Here is a 17,710-nt window from a genome sequence, read left to right on the forward strand (position 1 = left end):
TTCCAACCGGCGGTACAATGCACGGAAGTCGTTTGCTTTGAATATGATAGATTGCGGCCTGTGTATTGGAGGTAATTATTTTGGAACTTGAAACTTGTCGCAATAATGATACCGTTATGGATACCGTGATGATCGCGCGTATTCTTCGCGCCGAGCGCTGCCAGCTACTGGTTTGCGACTGCGCTACAAACCAAGAGGTTGTTGTTCATGCAAACAATGCATGCTGCTTCTCCTGCGGTGAATGTGTGTGCATCCGTTACAGCGGAGCCATGACGATGAGTCTTCCCCCGCAGATTTCCGCCACCTGTGTTGCGCGGCACTGTGGAAACTGAGCGTACTTTTTTCTCTATATAGAAGAGAGGGCCGAAAGGCCCTCTCTGTTTTATTTTAACCCTTGCGGGCTGCTTTTTACGGCGCTACTCCCTATGGACATTGCCGCCATCTTACTTATGCTTGTGGATAGCTTCCAACTCATAGACAATCCAAAAAGTCATGGCAGAAGCTATGAACCAAATAAAACCTGTATGCCCCAGAAACATACCAATAAATCCAGCCATAAAAATGGATATCGCAGCCCCAATTGCAAGTCTGATTTTCGTATCTCTTATCGGTTTTTCTGGTAGATGGCCCACAGCCCGTCCATCAAAAGGTACTTGTCGTAGATAATCTCGTTCCGGCAGTACTTCACGATGATGGGCGCGCTTCCTCCCGTGGCCACCACGCTGACGGTTTTCCCTCGAAACTCGTCCCGGATGCGGTCCAACACGCCGTCCAGCATCCCGGCAGTTCCGTAGATGATGCCGGCGCGCATGCAGTCCTCTGTGTTTTTGCCGATGAGAGACTTGGGGTGCTGGAGGGAAATGGCGGGAAGCTGCGCCGCCCGGCGGCTCAAAGCCTCCAGCGAGACGTTGACCCCCGGCAGTAAAAGCCCACCCTCATAGGTGCGGTCGTGGGAGATGACTCCGATGGTGATGGCGGTACCCATGTCGATGGTGACAATGGGTGCGGCAAATTTCTCAAGAGCCGCCACCGCGTCCGCCACAATGTCGGCCCCCATCTGGGTCTGAAAGTCCATGCGGATGTTCAGGCCCGTTTTCACCCCGGGCCCCACCACCATGGGCGGCTTTCCCAGAAGACGGCCCACCGCCTTTTCCAGCATGAAATTCAGCGGCGGAACCACGCTGCACACAATGGCTCCGCTGACGTTCTTCAGATCGTAATGATACAGCGCAAATAAATTCATCAAGTCAATGCTGAACTGATCCGCCGTTCTGCGGATGTCCGTATCCAGCGCGGCCAGGAACTTCAGCTCCCTGTCTGGGCCGAACAGCCCCACGGACATATTGGAATTTCCCACGTCGATGGCCAGAAGCATGTCGCAATCCCTCCCCTGTCTGATGCTTTTATGGTATCACGTCCGGACAACTCTTGCAAGCGGAACTGCACTCTGCTATAATGATTTTATTAGTCGAACAGATGTTGCCTTCAACCATTTTCGGAATTTGAAAGGAATTTTGCCTATGGATACAATTTGCAAGCTTTCCTCCCCTTTGGGTCCCCTATGCCTTGCGTCGGACGGCACGGCGCTGACCGGGCTTTGGTTGGAAGGGCAGAAATATTTCGGCTCCACTCTTACGGGGCACGAAGAAACCGCTGCACTTCCGATTTTTAATCAAACGCGGGACTGGCTGGAGGTCTATTTTTCAGGCCAGATTCCCGACGCTCTTCCGCCGCTGGCTCCCCAAGGCAGCGCATTTCGCCGGGAAGTATGGAAACTGCTGCTGGAGATTCCCCGGGGCGAAACCGTCACCTACGGCGCGCTGGCCCAGCGTCTGCAAGCACAGGGAACAGCCGCGTCGGCCCGGTCCGTGGGCGGTGCGGTAGGGCATAACCCCGTTTCCATTCTGATCCCCTGCCACCGGGTGGTTGGCGGCGACGGTTCTCTCACTGGCTACGCCGGGGGACTTGCTAACAAAATGCACCTGCTGGAGCTAGAGGGCGTGGATTTGGAAAAATTTCACCTTCCCAAAGGGAAATAATGCAGGTAAAGCAAATATACTTTACAAATAATTTGCAAATTGAAGCAGAGTACTGCATTTTTTTATTGGAAAGGACGCGGAGAGAATGGATGAAACCATTGTTGTTAAGCAGTCAGGAAAAGGCGTTTTCCTGGTCATATGCATCATATTGGGAATGACCTTGCTTAGTGTGTTTCTACTGTTCGCAGATTTGATGGAAAGCCCTCTGCTGCAGATTGTGTTAAAAGTTTTTGCAGCTTTTAGTATTCTCCTTTATACTTTTTGCAATATTTTTATTATTAAAAAGGCGCTGTCAGGAAAGCCCCATCTTACGGTCACTGCAGATGGTATTTTAGAAAACAGCACTATCATTTCCTTCGGATTTATTCCTTGGTGCGATATCGAATATATTTATCTTGACAGTATGATGGACAATGTATTTATTGAAGTTTTATTAAAAAATCAGGAAGCTTATATTGAAAAGCTTAGCGATGTGAAAAAATGGTTAGCGCGGTGGAACCTCAAGTTGGGGCATCAGCCTATTTCTATCTCGTTGAGCCCCAGCGCTGTCTCTCCGCAGGACCTGATTGGAGAGCTCCAGAGACGGCACCTGGCGGCGCAGTAAAATAGCCGTTAGTGACCCATACATACAAGCAGTGGGAAGCACAAAGTGCTTCCCACTGCCTTTTTCTATTAGAGAATAATGCAGATCAGCCCGCCGCTGCCCTCGTTGATGATGCGGGTCAGCGTCTCCTGAAGCTTTTTCCGTGCGTCGTCGGGCATCCGCTGGAGCTTATTTTGCAGGTCCTCGCTCACCAGCTCGTGGAAGCTGCGGCCAAAGATATTAGACTGCCAGATTTTGCTGGTGTCTCCCTCAAACTCCTGTAACAGGTAATTCACCATATCCTCCGACTGCTTTTCGTTCCCCACGATGGGACTGACCGCCGTCTCGATGTCGGCGCGAATCATGTGGATGCTGGGGGCGCTGGCCTTCAGGCGGACGCCGTACCGTCCCCCCTGCTTCATGATTTCCGGCTCTTCCAGCTTCAGCTCGTCAAGACCGGGAACCACAATGCCGTATCCGTTTTCCCGCACATCGTTCAGCGCGCCCGCCACCTTGTCATACTCTGTCTTCACAGTGGCAAGCCGGGTCAGCAGGCTCATCAAGTCCCCGTCGTCCGCCACGGAGAAGCCGGACTGCTCCGACAGCGTCCGATAAAACAGCTCCTGCGGCAGAAGCAGTACCGATGAGGCAACGCCGGTTCCAAGGTCGATGCCAGTAAGTTTGGCGGAGCTGATGTTCTCGCTCTTTCCAAGCTGCGCGATCACCCCGTCAACCTCCCGGATGTGGCGCAGCCCCATGGTCCCTTCCCGCACAGAGCCGTACAGTCCGGCCTTGATGGGGTGGTCCGCCGGAAGGGCGTCCACCCACGCGGGAAGGAACACATCCAGCTCCTGCATGGGGAACTCGTACAGCACAGCCTTCAATACATCCGCCACCGCCGCCTCGTCCAGTTCCAAACAGTTCACCGGCATACAGTTTACGTCGTAGTGGGCGGCAATGTCCTTCGCCATCGCCTGTACCCGCTCGGATTTGGGCGAGTCGGAGTTCAGCAGGACGATAAATGGCTTTCCCAGCTCCTGAAGCTCCCGGATCACCCGCTCCTCCGCTTCCAGATAATCCTCTCTGGGAATCTCTGAGATGGACCCATCGGTGGTGATGACGATGCCGATGGTGGAGTGCTCCGCAATCACTCTGCGGGTGCCAAGCTCCGCCGCCTCCATCATAGGAATCTCATGGTCGTACCAAGGAGTCGTTACCATGCGGGGCTGGTCGTCTTCCGTGGACCCGATGGCGCCCCGAACCATATACCCCACGCAGTCAATCAGCCGCACGGAAAACGCCGCCCCGTCGGACAGTTGAATCTGAACGGCCTCCTCCGGCACAAACTTTGGCTCCGCCGTCATGATGGTCCGTCCCGAGCCGCTCTGGGGCAGCTCGTCTCTGGCCCGCTCACGGCGGTAGACGTTTTCAATGTTGGGGATCACCTGCGTCTCCATAAACCGTTTGATAAATGTAGATTTTCCCGTGCGTACCGGGCCTACCACACCGATGTAGATGTCACCGGCGGTCCGGGTGGCGATATTCTGATAGATGGTCGTATTCATAGCATCCCCCGTCCTTCTTGCAATCCTGCTTCCACTCTATGTGGAAAGCCTGACAAGTATGACAGGCAGGAGCCACCGAAAATTGCACAAAAGCCCGTCGCTTTTTTGCGGATTCTTTTTGGATATCGCATATTTACAGTTGTGTATTATCATGCTAAATTGATAATTAACTAAATCAATAGGGCGGCGCCCTAAAAATGGAGGAATTGTAATGAAAATGAAAAAGGTTCTGGCTCTGCTTGCCATGGCGGCAATTGTCGGTTCTCTTGCCGCCTGTGGCGGCACCGCGCCCGCAGGCAGCGAAACGCCCGGCTCCGCGTCGTCTTCCCCGGAGGCCGCGTCCGGCAGCGCGGCACGCACCACCTTTACCGTCGGCTTCGACGCGGAGTATCCCCCTTACGGCTTTATTGCCGACGACGGAAGCTACGTGGGCTTTGATCTGGATTTGGCGCAGGAGGTCTGCGACCGCAACGGCTGGGAGCTGATTCGCCAGCCCATCGACTGGACCTCCAAGGACATGGAACTGGATGCGGGGAATATCGACTGCATCTGGAACGGCTTCACCATGACCGGCCGCGAGGAAAACTATACATGGGTAGGCCCCTACGTAAATAACTCCATTATGTTTGTGGTGCGGTCTGACAGCGGGATTACGGACGCGGCGCAGCTTGCCGGAAAACCGGTGGTGACCCAGTCCGGCTCCTCCGCCCTCACGGCGCTGACTGACGACCCCGGCGACGGCAGCAACGACGAAAATCTTGTTCTGGCCGCCTCCTTCTCTGCGCTGGACGAGGTCCCCGACTACAATACCGCCTTTATGAATCTGGAATCCGGCGCAAACGACGCCATTGCGGTGGACATCGGCGTGGCCAACTTCCAGTTGAAAACCCGTGGCTCCGACAAGTTTGTGATGCTGGAAAAGCCCCTGTCCACCGAGCAGTACGGCATCGGCTTCAAAAAGGGCAACACGGAGCTGGCCGATCAGGTAAAGGACACGCTGGATGACATGTGGGCCGACGGAACCTTCCAGAAAATTGCCACCACAGCCGCCACAACCTACGATGCGCCGGAGCTAGCTGATATGCTCTGCTACGGCGAATAAGCAGACTGCTTCCGTGAGGGCGGCGGGAAACCCCGCCGCCCTCACCGGCAATTGAAGAGCAAGGAGAATTTGGAATGGTTTTGGCAAATGTACTCCAGCAACTGCTGACGGGCCTGTGGGCAGCCGTGCAGCTTTTTGTGCTGACGCTGGTGTTTTCCATGCCTTTGGGGCTTCTGGTGGCGCTGGGGCGGATGTCCGCCTGGGCGCCTCTGCGCCGTCTTGGCGCAAAAGGAGAAATGGTCGGGAAGAAACCGGGGAAAGCAGTGTCGGCACTGCGGGAATTCAAGCCCGTGCAGGCGTTGGTGCGGTTTTTTATCTCCGTCCTCCGGGGCACGCCACTGATGCTTCAGATGATGGTGGTGTATTTCGGACCCTACTACGTTTTCGGCATCAGTCTATCGGGCTATTCTCGATTGCTGGCGGCGGTCATTGCGTTTTCCATCAACTACGCTGCCTACTTCGCGGAAATTTATCGCTCCGGCATTCAGTCCATCCCACAGGGGCAGTATGAGGCCGCGCAGGTGTTGGGCTATGGCCGGAGACAGACTTTTTTTAAGATTATTCTGCCCCAGATGGTAAAGCGGGTCCTCCCTGCCGTCACCAATGAAGTAATTACGCTGGTGAAGGATACGTCTCTGGCCTTCGTCATCGCATATCAGGAGCTGTTCAACGTTGCAAAGCAGATTTCCGCCGCCAACACCACCGTCCTCCCTCTATTTATTGCGGGAGCGTTCTACTTTTTGTTTAACAGTGTGGTGGCTTGGGGGATGGAACGTATTGAAAAACGTATGAGCTATTATAGCTGAGGAGGTGTCCGAGGATGAAAGTGATGGAGTTGAACGGCGTCCGCAAGTCCTTTGACGGGACTGCGGAGGTGCTTCGGGACATTACCGTGAGCGTGGACAAGGGCGAGGTGGTGGCCATCATCGGTCCCTCCGGCTCCGGAAAGTCCACCCTGCTGCGCTGCGCCACATTGTTGACGGAGATGGACGGCGGCGAGCTGTCCTATTCCGGGAACAAAGCCGCATGGAACGATGCGCGTGGCAGAACGGTTTATGCCGGAGATCTGAAAAAGATACGGCGCTGCTTTGGGCTGGTTTTTCAGAATTTCAATCTCTTTCCCCATTATACAGTTTTGAAAAACCTGATGGACGCGCCTGTCAGCGTGGCGGGTAGGCACCGGACGGAGGTGGAGAGCGAGGCATTGGAGCTGCTGAAAAAAATGGGCCTTTCTGACAAAGCGGGATGCTATCCCTGCCAGCTTTCCGGCGGACAGCAGCAGAGGGTGGCTATTGCCAGAGCGCTGGCCATGCAGCCGGAAATTCTGTTTTTTGACGAGCCCACCTCGGCACTGGACCCAGAGCTGACCGGCGAAATTTTAAAGGTCATCCGCCAGCTCGCACAGGAAAAAATGACTATGGTGATTGTGACCCACGAAATGGCCTTTGCCCGGGATGTTGCGGACCGGGTGATTTTCATGGATGGTGGTGTCATTGTGGAGCAGGGCGCGCCCCAAGAGGTGCTTGGTACACCAAAGAAAGAGCGGACGAAGCAGTTTCTGGCCCGGTTTTCGAGTTGAGACAACGAGGCCGCTCTTTGCAGCATCTTGTCGCCTCCGGCGGCAATCTAAATTTAGATTTGTTTGTTTCGGGATATATTTCGACCATGGATTCTTGTCCTGAACTTATGGAACACAGAGGCCGGCAGAATGCAGCGGCATAAGGACGATTAAAATCGGCGCGGCCATAGGCCGCGCCGATTTTATATGTTAAATTCAGAAGGACGCCGTTTCTTCGGCACTTATGCCCGCTTCCGGGGAATCAGCAGCAGCTTTTCCTCCGACACATCCCCCTCGTCCTCCAAATCGTTTGCAGAGAGGATTGTGGTTACGGTAGTGTTGTACCGCTTGGCAAGGTCCCAAAGTGTCTCCTGCCTGTTTTTGCAGCGCAGAACGAGAGAGGGAGCGCCGGAAAGGTCCTTTGGCGCTTCGCTGCTGATTTTTGCGGAAGACACACAGACTCTCTTTTTCCGAGAGACTGCCTCCGCCCGAAACTCCACCGAGAACCGTACCTCAATCCCCCGGTCCCCCAGACTTCCCTGAACCTCCTCGGGGCAAATGGCGTGAGCGGTTACCCGGCAGTCCTCCGGCAAATCCATCTGACAGCTTACCTCGATGCTCCGCTCCGCCATTAGCGCCGCGCCGCCCTCGTCCAGATACAACGCCCGAACAGCCACGGCGGTACGCAAGGTACTGCCGCCGCCCTCACGGCTGACGGATACGGCGCTGGGAGAGGCGGAAAGCGTCAGAATGGAATCCGCCACCACGCCGATTTCCAGTACCTCCCGCACTGTTTGACGGCGGGTTAGGGTTTCCGCAAAGTCGCATAGCTGCAAAGGCTGGGCCTCGTAGCTCAAATCATAGGCCGTGCTGTACAAATCGCACAGCAGCGTCACGTCCTGCTCCTGGCGCAGCAGGGCTGTGGCGTGGAGATACAGCGTGACGGCAATCTTCCGGTTGTCGTGGTCTCCGTCCACCTGAATATCTGTGCCGGTGAGCTGAACACTGACCGCGGCCACACAGCCCTCGGCCGCGCCGTCCACCTCCATAATCTGAGAAAACGGCAGCTCACCGGAGGTGGAGCAGCATTTTCCCTCCAAGGAGCGGTACAGGAGACAAACTGTGAAGATTCCCTTCAAAATCAGCTTACTCCCCACCACCTTCGTCTCCGTCACACAAACGGAGACGCGACTGGACAGGATTTCCGCAGCGCCCTCCCTGCCCGGGGACAGGTCCAGCTCGTCGGAGAATGTAAAATCTTTTTCTGCGATATGTGTCAGTGCGGTGGTATGCTGCACCTCCCGCCGCTTTTCAACGCACAGGGCTGCGTCTGCCTCCGCGTCGGTGCAAAATTCCGTCTCCGCCCGGCGATATCCGGTAAGGCGGCTAACAAGCCGACAGCGGGTAAACACCTTACGGGGGTTCAGCGCACGGGTTTCCAGCAGCTCAGGCTCTGTGTCCGCTGCCAAAAGCACACACTCCGGCATGGCCTTGGCATCCGACTCGGCGGAAAAAGGCATAGCAAAATCCAGCGTGCGCACGCCGCTCTCCCCATCTGGGGTATAGAGCACCGTTATCCGCACGGTGCCGGAAATTTCCGCCTTTCCGTCCCTCAGCTCCCGGCTGTGGAGATAGATTTTTCCCTCCGTGTCGATGATGCGGGCAATGTCGGGGCAGTAATCCGGCACAATTGTCTCCGCCGTTTCCTCCTGCGTCAGCACAAGCTCCCCGCCCACGTCATAGGCGTCGAAGCGGGCTTTTTTTAAATCCAGTTCCATTCAGACCATCCTTTCCCGGCCATTGTGATTCTGGCCTATCCTATGCCGGGAGGATGAGGGTTATTCCTTGATCCCGAACAACCTGCGCAGCAGGCCGCACAGCGCTTTCGGCGACTTCCAGACGACGATTTTCATATACACGCACTCCTTTTCCAAATCAAACTCATCTCAGCGCCGAAGACAGGCGCTCCCGCAGGCGATCAGGAGCAGTGCGACGATAAACAGCAGAAAGCCCGTAGGAAAAATCGCCGCAATTAAAATACCCAGCCCCAGCGACACCGCACATACGCCCAGCCAGCAGCCTCCTCCTCCTCCACGGCCACACCACATATCCGCCGCACCTCCTCTCGTACTCCAGTATATACCCGGAAAGGAAAAAGCGTGCGGAACAAAGTTCCAAAGCGGGGAAATCTCTATGCGAAAAAGGGGAAATAAAAAAATGCGGATACCGTATTTACGGTATCCACACTTTTTTATTTCTTCTGCTCCGTCCATTCCTTGAGGGGCTTCAACTCCTCGTAAAGCCGGAGATAGCTGTCGTGGCGGCTCTTTTGAAGTTTTCCGTCCATAAGGGCCTCCAGCACCGCGCAGCCTTTTTCCTTTGTATGGCTGCACCCCACAAACCGGCAGCCTTCCACATACGGCGCAAAGTCCGGAAAAGTCTCGGGAAGGCGGTGTTTCAGCTCCAAATCCAGTTCTTCGGAATCAAAGGACGCAAAGCCCGGGGAATCCACCACCTCTGCGCCGCAGGACAGGTGAAAAAGCTCCACATGGCGGGTGGTGTGCCGTCCGCGGCCGAGGGCCACGCTGATTTCTCCCACCTGTAACCCAAACTCTGGGTCCAGCGCATTTAAAATGCTGGACTTTCCCACGCCGGAATTTCCTGTAAAGGCAGATAGCTTTCCAGCTATTAACGGCTTCAGTTCCTCCAGCCCCTCCCCCGTTTCCGCGCTGACGCGGACCGTGGGAAAGCCTGCGGCGCGGTAAATCTCATACAAACCGTCGGCACTGTTCAAATCGCACTTGTTCAGCACCACCACTACGCCGCAGTCCTTCAGCGCCGCGATGGCGGAGAGCCGATCGATGAGATAAGGGTCGGTTTTTGGAAGGGCCTCCGAGGCAATGATCACAATCTGGTCCACATTTGCCACGGAAGGGCGGCGAAAGGTATTCTTTCGGGGCTTTATGGCCTCTACATAGCCTTCGCCGCCGCCAAGCTCCCGGATTTCCACCCGGTCCCCCACCAGGGGAGAAACGCCCTCTTTGCGAAATTTTCCTCTGGCGCGGCAGCAGAAAAGCTCCCCGTCGCACTCCACGTAGTAAAACCCGCTGAGGGCCTTTTGAATCCGGCCCTCACGCATCAAAGCTTACCGTGCGCGTTTCAAACAGCGTTCCGTCGTAATACACCTGCACCGTACCGGTGCCCGTGCCATACAGGTCCACGGTCGCGGTTCCGTCACTGCAATTCACATTGCCGTCAAACTGTGACTGTCCATCCAGCAGCACCACCATATGAACGGTTTCCCGCCCATCCTGCGGCAGCGAGAAAGTGGCCGACTGGAGAATCAAATTTTCCGAGGGGGTATTCGTACCCGCAGGACCCTTGCTGACGGAGAGGATAATTTTGTCGCCCTTGTTGGCCTTCGTGTTTCCGGCGGGGTCCTGCGCCACCACCATCCCGACGGCCTCGTTGCTCTCCACATCTTTTACCTCTACCTCCAGGCCAAGGCTTCTGGCCAGCTCCTTCGCCTTATCAACGGGAAGCGCGGTCAGGGGCAGCACATCCACCGGAATTTTCTCCGGCCCCGTGCTGACGTACAGTATTACGGTGTCGCCCTTTTTCAGGGTAGCCCCCGCCTCCGGGTCTGTGCGAATGATGGCGTCAGCCGTCACGTCGTCGCTGCTCTCCTCGACAGTTTGAATCTCCAGCTTCAAATCGGCGATGAGTGTTTTCATATCCACCTTTGCAACTTGAATATTCTTTCCAATCAGGCCGTCCGGCATGGTATCGGTCCTCTCCCCGGCACTGACGGTGACATCAATGACAAGGTTGGTCTTTTTGGGCATGTTCTCCGACGGGTCCTGCTTGAGGATCACATCCACGGGTGCGTCGTCGTAAACCCTGCTCACCACATTGATTGTAAAAATTCCGTCAACCTCGGGAAGCGCATTGGCCTCATCCACCGTCAGTCCCAGCACATTGGGAACGAGATAATTGTCTCCCGCATCCATGGAACCGAACACGGCCCTGGCCACGAAAAACACCGCCACCAGCGCCACAATCACCACGCCGGTAATCATGGCCGTGCGTTTGTTCGGGGACAGCTCTCCTTCGGACTTTCGGGGCGGGTCCCGGTCGTAATCCGAGTTATACTTCCGGTCGCGGCCCCGCCCATATTCCCGTCCGGTTTCCCGCTCACGGGAAAGCTCCCTAGCGGCATGGTGCTGCGCGGCGGCAGCCATCACAGCGCCGGTGCGCAGCGGGCGGGTTGGCTCGTCAGGCTCCTCCGGGCGAAGGTCCTTGGGATCAATGTCCAAATCCACGCCGGGATTTTTACGGAAGGCGTCCAGATCCAGAATCATGGCCTCGGCAGAGTCATACCGCCGGTCCCGGTCTGGGGCCATAGCCTTCATGCAGATCAGCTCCAGCGGCTCGGGAATACCAGCGTCAATCTCCCGGGGCGCCAGCGGAATGGAGCTGAGATGCTGAATGGCCACCGACACGGCGGAATCACCCTCAAAAGGCAGGCGGCAGGTGAGCATCTCATAAAGCACCACACCGGCGGAATAAATGTCAGAGCGTGCGTCGGTCCGGTCGCCCCGGGCCTGCTCCGGAGAGATATAGTGGACGGAGCCAAGGGCCTCCTGCGTCAGGGTCTGGGCAGAGTTTTCAAGGCAGGCAATGCCGAAATCGGCCACCTTCACGCTGCCGTCCCGCAGAACCATGATGTTCTGGGGCTTGATGTCCCGGTGGACAATCCCCCGGCTGTGAGCATGGGAAAGGCCCCGCATAATCTGGGTGATAAAGTGCAAAGACTCTCGCCAGTCCAGTTTTTCCCGCTTCTCCATGTACTGCTTGAGAGTAATGCCGTCAATCAGCTCCATGACGATGTATTCCACCTCCGCGCTTTGGGACACGTCATACACCGAAACGATATTGGGATGAGACAGCATGGCAACAGCCTTGGACTCCGCGTGGAACCGGCGGCGAAACTCCTCATCCTGCGCCAAATCGCTCTTGAGAATCTTCACGGCCACCAGCCGGTTCAGGCGGTGGCATTTGGCTTTGTATACCACGGCCATGCCGCCGGTCCCAATTCGCTCCAGAATTTCATAGCGGTTGTCCAGCATTTTCCCGATATAAGAATCCACCATGTCACACACCCCCCTTTCCGTCTGTTTCGCGCATCAGCACAGCGGTTACATTGTCCTTTGCGCCGCGCTCCTTAGAAAGATCCAGAAGCCTTGAAAGGCAGTCCTCTCCCGTCTTGGCGCGGTTCACCTCGTCCAGCATTTCCTGATCCGACACGGTGTCTACCAGCCCGTCGCTGCACAGCAAAATGATTTCCCCCGGCTCCATAGGACATATGTAGCCGTCGCACTCGATCAGCTCATCCGGCCCCAGCGCCCGGGTAATCAGATTACGGTTTGGATGGCGGCGGGCCTCCTCGGCGGTAATGTCCCCCCGCTCCACCATGCTCTCCACCAATGAGTGGTCCCGGGTAATCCGCTGGATGCACTCTTTTGTAATATGATACGCGCGGCTGTCGCCCACGTTGCTCACCACAGCGCCGCCGCCATAGCCCACGGCGGCCACCAGCGTGGTTCCCATGTTCTGAAATTCCTCGCTCTGCCGCGCCGCTTCCCAGACTGCCTTGTTTGCAAGAGACACCGCAAAGGATGACGCCTCCCGGAGCTGACCCGGCGTCATCTCCGGGCGCAGAACGCGCCGCACCTCCCGCATATAGGTATCCACCGCGATATGGCTTGCCAGACGGCCGCCGGCGGTGCCGCCCATGCCGTCGCATACCACGCAGACGGTGTGTCCGCTGTCCGTGCGCTCCCGCACGGCAAAAGCGTCCTGATTGTCCTTACGGACCAAACCCACATCCGTAATGCCCCAAACCTGCATGTCGGTCACACTCCTTTCCTCTCTTCCATGGCCTTCCGACGGAGCTGACCGCAGGAGGCGTCGATATCCCCGCCCAAGCTCCGCCGCACCGTAGCGGTCACGCCATGGGACTCCAGCCGTTTTTGAAACGCCGCCGTCCGTTTGGACGGCTTGAACGGGCTTTCCACCACGTCGTTCAGCGGAATGAGATTCACATGCCCCGGCATCCCTCTTAGCTTTTGGGCAATGAGGTCCGCCTGCCAGTCACCATCGTTCACGCCGTCAATCATGGCGTACTCAAAAGAAATGCGCCGCCCTGTTTTTTGAAAGTAACGATGGCATGCGGCAAACAGCTCCTCTACGGGATAGGCCCGGTTCACCGGCATGATTTTAGAGCGGGTTTCCCCATCCGGCGCGTGGAGGGAGACGGACAGCGTAAGCTGAAGGCTCAATTCGGCAAGGCGCTCGATGCCGGGAATGATGCCGCAAGTAGACAGGGAAATATGCCGCATGCCGATGTTCAACCCCTCTGGGCAGTTCACCAACTCCAAAAACCGCAGCACGTTATCAAGATTGTCCAGCGGCTCCCCAATCCCCATCAAAACGATATTGGAAATCGGCAGACCGGCGTCCTTCTGGGTGAAAATCACCTGATCCAGTAGCTCCCCCGGCGTCAGGTTTCTGACCTTTCCCGCCACAGTTGATGCGCAGAATGCACAGCCCATCAAACAGCCCACCTGAGAGGAGATGCAGACGGTATTCCCGTGGTGATAGCGCATGAAGACGGATTCGATGCAGTTCCCGTCGCTTAGCTCCCAAAGGTATTTCACGGTGCCGTCCAGCTTGGAAACCTGCTTGCGCACGGCCACAGGCGGCGTGAGTATACATGTACGCTCCAACTTTTCCCGGAGAGACTTTGGCAGGTTTGTCATCTCATCAAAGGAAGTCGCGCCTCCATGGAGCCAGGAGAACACCTGCTTTCCGCGAAAGGAAGGCTCTCCCATGTCCTTCAGGGTACGGGTCATTTCCTCCGGCGTCTGGGATTTTAAGTCAATCATTGTGGGACTTCCCCTTCAGCGCGCCGCAGGCGGCAGATGTAGAATCCATCGGTCCCATGGCGATGGGGCCAGAGGGTCAGCTCTCCCGGCTGCGTCCCGATAGGCTGGGGCAGCGTAAAGCTTTCCCGGGAAAATTCCGGGTGGGCGGCGAGAAATCCATCTACAATCTGGCCGTTTTCCTCCGGAAGCACGGTACAGGTGGAGTAGATCAGTGTACCGCCGGGCTTCACATACCGCGCCGCGTTTTCTAAAAGCGCGGACTGCGCTACGGTAAGTGTAAACAGGTCGTCGGGGGATTTATACCGAACGTCCGGCTTTTTCCGAATAATACCAAGACCGGAGCAGGGTGCGTCCACCAGCACCACATCGGCGCTGTCTGCCCACTCGGGGCGGAAAACCGTCCCGTCGGCAGCAAAAGTTTGGATAGATGTAATTCCCAGCCGCGCAGCGCCCTCTTGAATGCGGATCAGCTTTTTTTCGTGGAGGTCACAGGATAAAATCTCGCCCCCATCTCCCATCAGCACAGCCGCACCAAAGGACTTTCCGCCCGGAGCGGCGCACACGTCGATGACCCGCTGTCCCTTTTCGGGCGCGGCAACCAAACCCACCAGTTTGGCGGCAGGATCCTGCACGAAAAACTCGCCCTGTCCAAACGCCTCCAGCGCAGTCAAATCGCCGGGAGAGGATAGCTCCAGACAATCCGGAACCCATGCGTGCGGAGTGATTCCCACTCCCGCTGCCGTGAGCCTTATAGCCAGCTCTTCCGCCGTGGTTTTCAGCGTGTTTACCTGCACCGTCAGGGGTGCAACACCGTTATCGGCAGCAAGGAAAGCCTCCGTTTCCTCCCGACCCAGCAGCGCCAAAAGCCGCTTTACCAGCCACTTGGGATGACTGTACTTAATAGAAAGGTACTGCGCCTCGTCCCTTTCGGGAATGGCCGGGAGCTTGTCCCTGTTCAAGGAAACCTTCCGCAAAACGGCGTTCACCAGTCCGGAGGCCGCACCCCTTTTGTTTTTCTTCGCCAACTCCACGGCCTCGTTCACCGCCGCCCGGTCCGGCACCTTGTCTAAAAACAGAATCTGATACGCACCCAGCCGCAGAATGTCCGCAAGCGGTATCTGTAAATGGCTCACCTTCTGGGAGCAGTAAGCCCCCAGATAAAAATCCAGCAGGGCGCGGTTTTGCAAAACGCCGTAGACCATGCGGGTGGCCAGCGCGGCTTCCGCGTCGGTCAGTCCGTCTCTCCGGAGCTGGGCCTTTAAGGAGGCGTCCGCCCATGCGGCATTGGACGAGACGGCGCCCAGCACCCGCAGGGCGGTATCCCGGGCGCTCATCTGCGGCCTCCCCGTCGGTTGCCGCCCCGGGCCGCAAAAATGGCCACGAACCGCATAAGCTGCAAAAGGCTGGTCAAAAGCGCCGCCACATACGTCAGCGCAGCCGCCCGCAGAACCTTTTTCGCGCCTCCAATCTCCTCTTCCGCCAACAAACCCTCATTCTCAATGGTTTCAATGGCTCGGGCGGAGGCGTTAAACTCCACCGGCAGCGTCACAAGCTGAAAGAATGTGGTGATTCCGAACAAAATAATGCCCGCCAAAAATAAAGACTGGCTGTACATCAGCATTCCGATCAGCAGCAGGATAAAGGAAAACCGGGAACCAAAGCTGGTTGCGGGAATGATGAGATTGCGCAGCCGAACTGGGGCGTACCCCACGGCGTACTGCACCGCGTGCCCCGCTTCGTGGCAGGCCACGCCCACCGCCGCCACCGTGGCCGCGCCGTACACGTCCTCAGACAGATAGATTGCGTTGGACCGGGGGTCATAGTGATCGGTAAGCCGTCCTTGGGTGGGATGAATTGTCACTCCAGTGACCCCATGGGCCCGCAGCACCGCATCGGCGGCTTGCGCTCCGGTCATTCGGCGGCGGTTGGTTTCTTTGCTGTAACGGTTAAAGCTGCCGGAAACCTGCGCCTGCGCGTACAAGGACAGCAGAAATACCGGAATCAGCAGGACCCAGTATAGATTGTTCGCAAAGAAATAAGCATATTCGTTTTGCATCAAATTCCTCGTTTCAAAGTTGGATAGGGTGGCCCCGCAGATAATCGGCGACGGGCATCCGCTTTCCCCCATCGGCCTGTATTTCCGTCAAGCAAAGGACCTTGCCATCTCCACAGACAACTGCAATCCCTCTCTTATCCGCTGAAAGCACCGTTCCCGGTTCGGCGGAGGTTTCCTCCCCAGTCTCCTGAGATTTAAAAACCTTCATCGCCCGTCCGTCCACCACGGCGGAGGCCGCGGGCCAGGGAATCAGACCGCGAATCTGGCAGTTGATGGCGTGGGCGCTCTTCGTCCAGTCAATGGACGACAGGTCTCGAGATAGCATGGGCGCATAGGTGGCCTCGTCCTCGCCCTGAGCGATGCGAACCACAGTCCCGGATTCAATCGCCGCAATCGCTCCGCTTAAAGCCTCTGCCCCAAGCTCTGCCAGCCGGGCGGTCAGGGATTGCGCGTCCTCGTCCGGTCCGATGGGCGTTTTGACTTTGGAGATCACATCCCCTGCGTCCAGCTTGTCCACCATATACATAATAGATACGCCCGTTTCCTCGTCTCCGTTTAAAATCGCCCAGTTGATGGGGGCCGCGCCCCGGTATTTGGGCAGCAGGGACGAGTGGACATTGATGGAGCCGTATTTCGGATAGTTTAAAAGCTCCTCCGGCAAAATCTTGCCGTAGGCCGCTGCCACAATCAACTCCGGCGCAAGTCGACGCACAAGGTCCATTGCCTCGCCGTCCCGGGCCTTCTGCGGCTGAAACACGTCAAGTCCAAGCGTCATGGCATATTCCTTGACAGGGGTTGGTATAAGCTTCATACCACGATTTTTAGGCTTGTCCGGCTGCGTGACGACCCCACAAATCTCATGTCCGTCCTCCGCCAATCTTCTTAAAGAAGCCACGGCAAATTCGGGAGTTCCCATAAACAATACGCGCATCAGCGTTACGCCTCCGGTTCCGCGTTCTCGTCCTCTTCAGCCCCCTCGGCCTCCAGATATTCCGACAACTCCTCGTCAGTCAGAAAATGGTCCACGTACTCAGAGAACAGGTGTCCGTCCAAATGCTCAATCTCATGGCAAAAGGCTCGTGCGGTCAGGCCCTCGCCCTCCACCTCAAACCAATTTCCCTCCCGGTCCTGCGCCCGGACCCGCACATGGTCGGGCCGGGTGACCACGCCCCATTTTCCCGGCAGGCTCAGGCAGCCTTCAAGGCCCGTCTGTTCCCCCTCCTGAAAAATGATTTCCGGGTTAATCAGCTCGATATACTCCTCGGAATCCTCATCCAGCACCAGGCATACCCGCCGCAAAACGCCCACCTGCGGTGCGGCAAGGCCCGCCCCTCTGGCGTCGGTCAGCGTCTCCGCCATGTCGTCCAGCAGTTGGCGCAGGCGCCCGTTAAATTCTGTCACGGGGCGGCTCTTCTTCAGCAGGGAATCGTCCCCCGCCTCTATAATTCTTCTCAAAGCCATTGCGTTGTCCTCCAATCGAAAATCGCAATCAATCCATTGCGTTGCAGTCTGCAAACAGGTTCAGGCCCCGGTTTTCCCGCCGCTTTCCAAACTCGCGCAGCAGCCATGCCACTCGGTCCCGGGTTGGTTTGTCATTTTTGCCGGAGAGAAACACCCGGTAGCGAAACCGGTTGTTCACCTTCAGCACGGGCGCGGGCGCGGGACCAATCATCTCCGGCTCGGTTTCCTGCACCGCTGTGTCTGCCATCAGTGTCACCAGCTCGTCCCGCAGGGCCATCGCCGCGCGGAACACCGCGCCTTCGTCTCCGCCGGAGACGGTGAGGGTAAAGAGGTCCGCAAAGGGCGGATAGCGTCGGATACGCCGCAAAGCAATTTCACTGTCGTAAAACCGCTCGTAAT

At 56.8% G+C, this 17,710-nt stretch carries 18 protein-coding genes and 1 pseudogene; 6 read left to right on the forward strand and 13 right to left on the reverse strand.

Annotation, left to right across the window (positions count from 1 at the left end):
- Positions 1–80 precede the first annotated feature (80 nt).
- A complete protein-coding gene (locus tag B2W96_RS00795; RefSeq protein ID WP_293007575.1) occupies positions 81–332 on the forward strand; it encodes a hypothetical protein in 252 nt (83 codons plus the stop codon).
- Positions 333–604: 272 nt separating this feature from the next.
- Here the strand turns inward: B2W96_RS00795 and B2W96_RS00800 are convergent, their stop codons facing one another.
- Positions 605–1,375, reverse strand: a complete 771-nt coding sequence (locus B2W96_RS00800) for a type III pantothenate kinase (protein WP_293007577.1) — start codon at positions 1,373–1,375, stop codon at positions 605–607.
- 145 nt (positions 1,376–1,520) lie between these two features.
- Between B2W96_RS00800 and B2W96_RS00805 the strand changes: the two genes are divergently transcribed.
- Together B2W96_RS00805 and B2W96_RS00810 are read left to right on the forward strand one after the other, a co-directional pair.
- The gene (locus B2W96_RS00805) at positions 1,521–2,039 is read left to right on the forward strand and encodes a methylated-DNA--[protein]-cysteine S-methyltransferase (RefSeq protein WP_293007578.1); all 519 of its coding nucleotides are present in this window, start codon (positions 1,521–1,523) and stop codon (positions 2,037–2,039) included.
- An 85-nt stretch (positions 2,040–2,124) separates the two neighbouring features.
- Positions 2,125–2,643, forward strand: a complete 519-nt coding sequence (locus B2W96_RS00810; RefSeq protein ID WP_293007580.1) for an STM3941 family protein — start codon at positions 2,125–2,127, stop codon at positions 2,641–2,643.
- A gap of 68 nt (positions 2,644–2,711) precedes the next feature.
- Here the strand turns inward: B2W96_RS00810 and spoIVA are convergent, their stop codons facing one another.
- Positions 2,712–4,187: a stage IV sporulation protein A gene (gene spoIVA / locus B2W96_RS00815; protein WP_293007582.1), complete on the reverse strand. Its 1,476-nt coding sequence runs from the start codon at positions 4,185–4,187 to the stop codon at positions 2,712–2,714.
- A 211-nt stretch (positions 4,188–4,398) separates the two neighbouring features.
- Here spoIVA and B2W96_RS00820 point away from each other — a divergent pair, with 211 nt between their 5' ends.
- From B2W96_RS00820 to B2W96_RS00830, 3 genes are all read left to right on the forward strand, one after another.
- Positions 4,399–5,289, forward strand: coding sequence for an amino acid ABC transporter substrate-binding protein (locus B2W96_RS00820; RefSeq protein WP_293007584.1), 891 nt, complete (start codon positions 4,399–4,401; stop codon positions 5,287–5,289).
- A gap of 74 nt (positions 5,290–5,363) precedes the next feature.
- A complete protein-coding gene (locus B2W96_RS00825; protein WP_293007586.1) occupies positions 5,364–6,095 on the forward strand; it encodes an amino acid ABC transporter permease in 732 nt (243 codons plus the stop codon).
- 14 nt (positions 6,096–6,109) lie between these two features.
- Positions 6,110–6,868 (forward strand): amino acid ABC transporter ATP-binding protein, encoded by a 759-nt coding sequence (locus B2W96_RS00830; protein ID WP_293007588.1) that lies wholly within the window; start codon positions 6,110–6,112, stop codon positions 6,866–6,868.
- Positions 6,869–7,089: 221 nt separating this feature from the next.
- Here the strand turns inward: B2W96_RS00830 and B2W96_RS00835 are convergent, their stop codons facing one another.
- The 11 genes and pseudogenes from B2W96_RS00835 to B2W96_RS00885 form a co-directional block, all read right to left on the reverse strand.
- Positions 7,090–8,625: a DUF3794 and LysM peptidoglycan-binding domain-containing protein gene (locus tag B2W96_RS00835; RefSeq protein ID WP_293007589.1), complete on the reverse strand. Its 1,536-nt coding sequence runs from the start codon at positions 8,623–8,625 to the stop codon at positions 7,090–7,092.
- Positions 8,626–8,793: 168 nt separating this feature from the next.
- Positions 8,794–8,955: a hypothetical protein gene (locus tag B2W96_RS00840; RefSeq protein ID WP_293007591.1), complete on the reverse strand. Its 162-nt coding sequence runs from the start codon at positions 8,953–8,955 to the stop codon at positions 8,794–8,796.
- 143 nt (positions 8,956–9,098) lie between these two features.
- A complete protein-coding gene (rsgA, locus tag B2W96_RS00845) occupies positions 9,099–9,986 on the reverse strand; it encodes a ribosome small subunit-dependent GTPase A (protein ID WP_293007593.1) in 888 nt (295 codons plus the stop codon).
- Positions 9,979–12,000 carry a Stk1 family PASTA domain-containing Ser/Thr kinase gene (pknB, locus tag B2W96_RS00850; protein ID WP_293007595.1) on the reverse strand — a complete coding sequence of 674 codons (2,022 nt, stop codon included), beginning with the start codon at positions 11,998–12,000 and terminating at the stop codon, positions 9,979–9,981. Before pknB ends, rsgA begins: the two co-directional genes overlap by 8 nt.
- Position 12,001: 1 nt before the next feature.
- On the reverse strand, positions 12,002–12,757 hold the full coding sequence (locus B2W96_RS00855) for a Stp1/IreP family PP2C-type Ser/Thr phosphatase (protein WP_293007607.1): 756 nt from the start codon (positions 12,755–12,757) through the stop codon (positions 12,002–12,004).
- A 5-nt stretch (positions 12,758–12,762) separates the two neighbouring features.
- Positions 12,763–13,794: a 23S rRNA (adenine(2503)-C(2))-methyltransferase RlmN gene (gene rlmN / locus B2W96_RS00860; RefSeq protein ID WP_293007597.1), complete on the reverse strand. Its 1,032-nt coding sequence runs from the start codon at positions 13,792–13,794 to the stop codon at positions 12,763–12,765.
- Complete coding sequence (rsmB, locus tag B2W96_RS00865) at positions 13,791–15,128, reverse strand: 16S rRNA (cytosine(967)-C(5))-methyltransferase RsmB (protein ID WP_293007599.1); 1,338 nt, start codon at positions 15,126–15,128, stop codon at positions 13,791–13,793. The genes rlmN and rsmB overlap by 4 nt, the downstream gene beginning before the upstream one ends.
- On the reverse strand, positions 15,125–15,850 hold the full coding sequence (locus tag B2W96_RS00870; RefSeq protein ID WP_293007601.1) for a zinc metallopeptidase: 726 nt from the start codon (positions 15,848–15,850) through the stop codon (positions 15,125–15,127). The genes rsmB and B2W96_RS00870 overlap by 4 nt, the downstream gene beginning before the upstream one ends.
- A 13-nt stretch (positions 15,851–15,863) precedes the next feature.
- A complete protein-coding gene (gene fmt / locus B2W96_RS00875) occupies positions 15,864–16,781 on the reverse strand; it encodes a methionyl-tRNA formyltransferase (RefSeq protein ID WP_293007603.1) in 918 nt (305 codons plus the stop codon).
- A 5-nt stretch (positions 16,782–16,786) separates the two neighbouring features.
- The gene (gene def, locus B2W96_RS00880; protein ID WP_293007605.1) at positions 16,787–17,311 is read right to left on the reverse strand and encodes a peptide deformylase; all 525 of its coding nucleotides are present in this window, start codon (positions 17,309–17,311) and stop codon (positions 16,787–16,789) included.
- 28 nt (positions 17,312–17,339) lie between these two features.
- Positions 17,340–17,710: pseudogene (locus tag B2W96_RS00885) on the reverse strand (primosomal protein N'); the annotation flags it as partial.

It is taken from the genome of Oscillibacter sp. UBA6647 (assembly GCA_002455655.1).
GTDB lineage: Bacteria > Bacillota > Clostridia > Oscillospirales > Oscillospiraceae > Oscillibacter.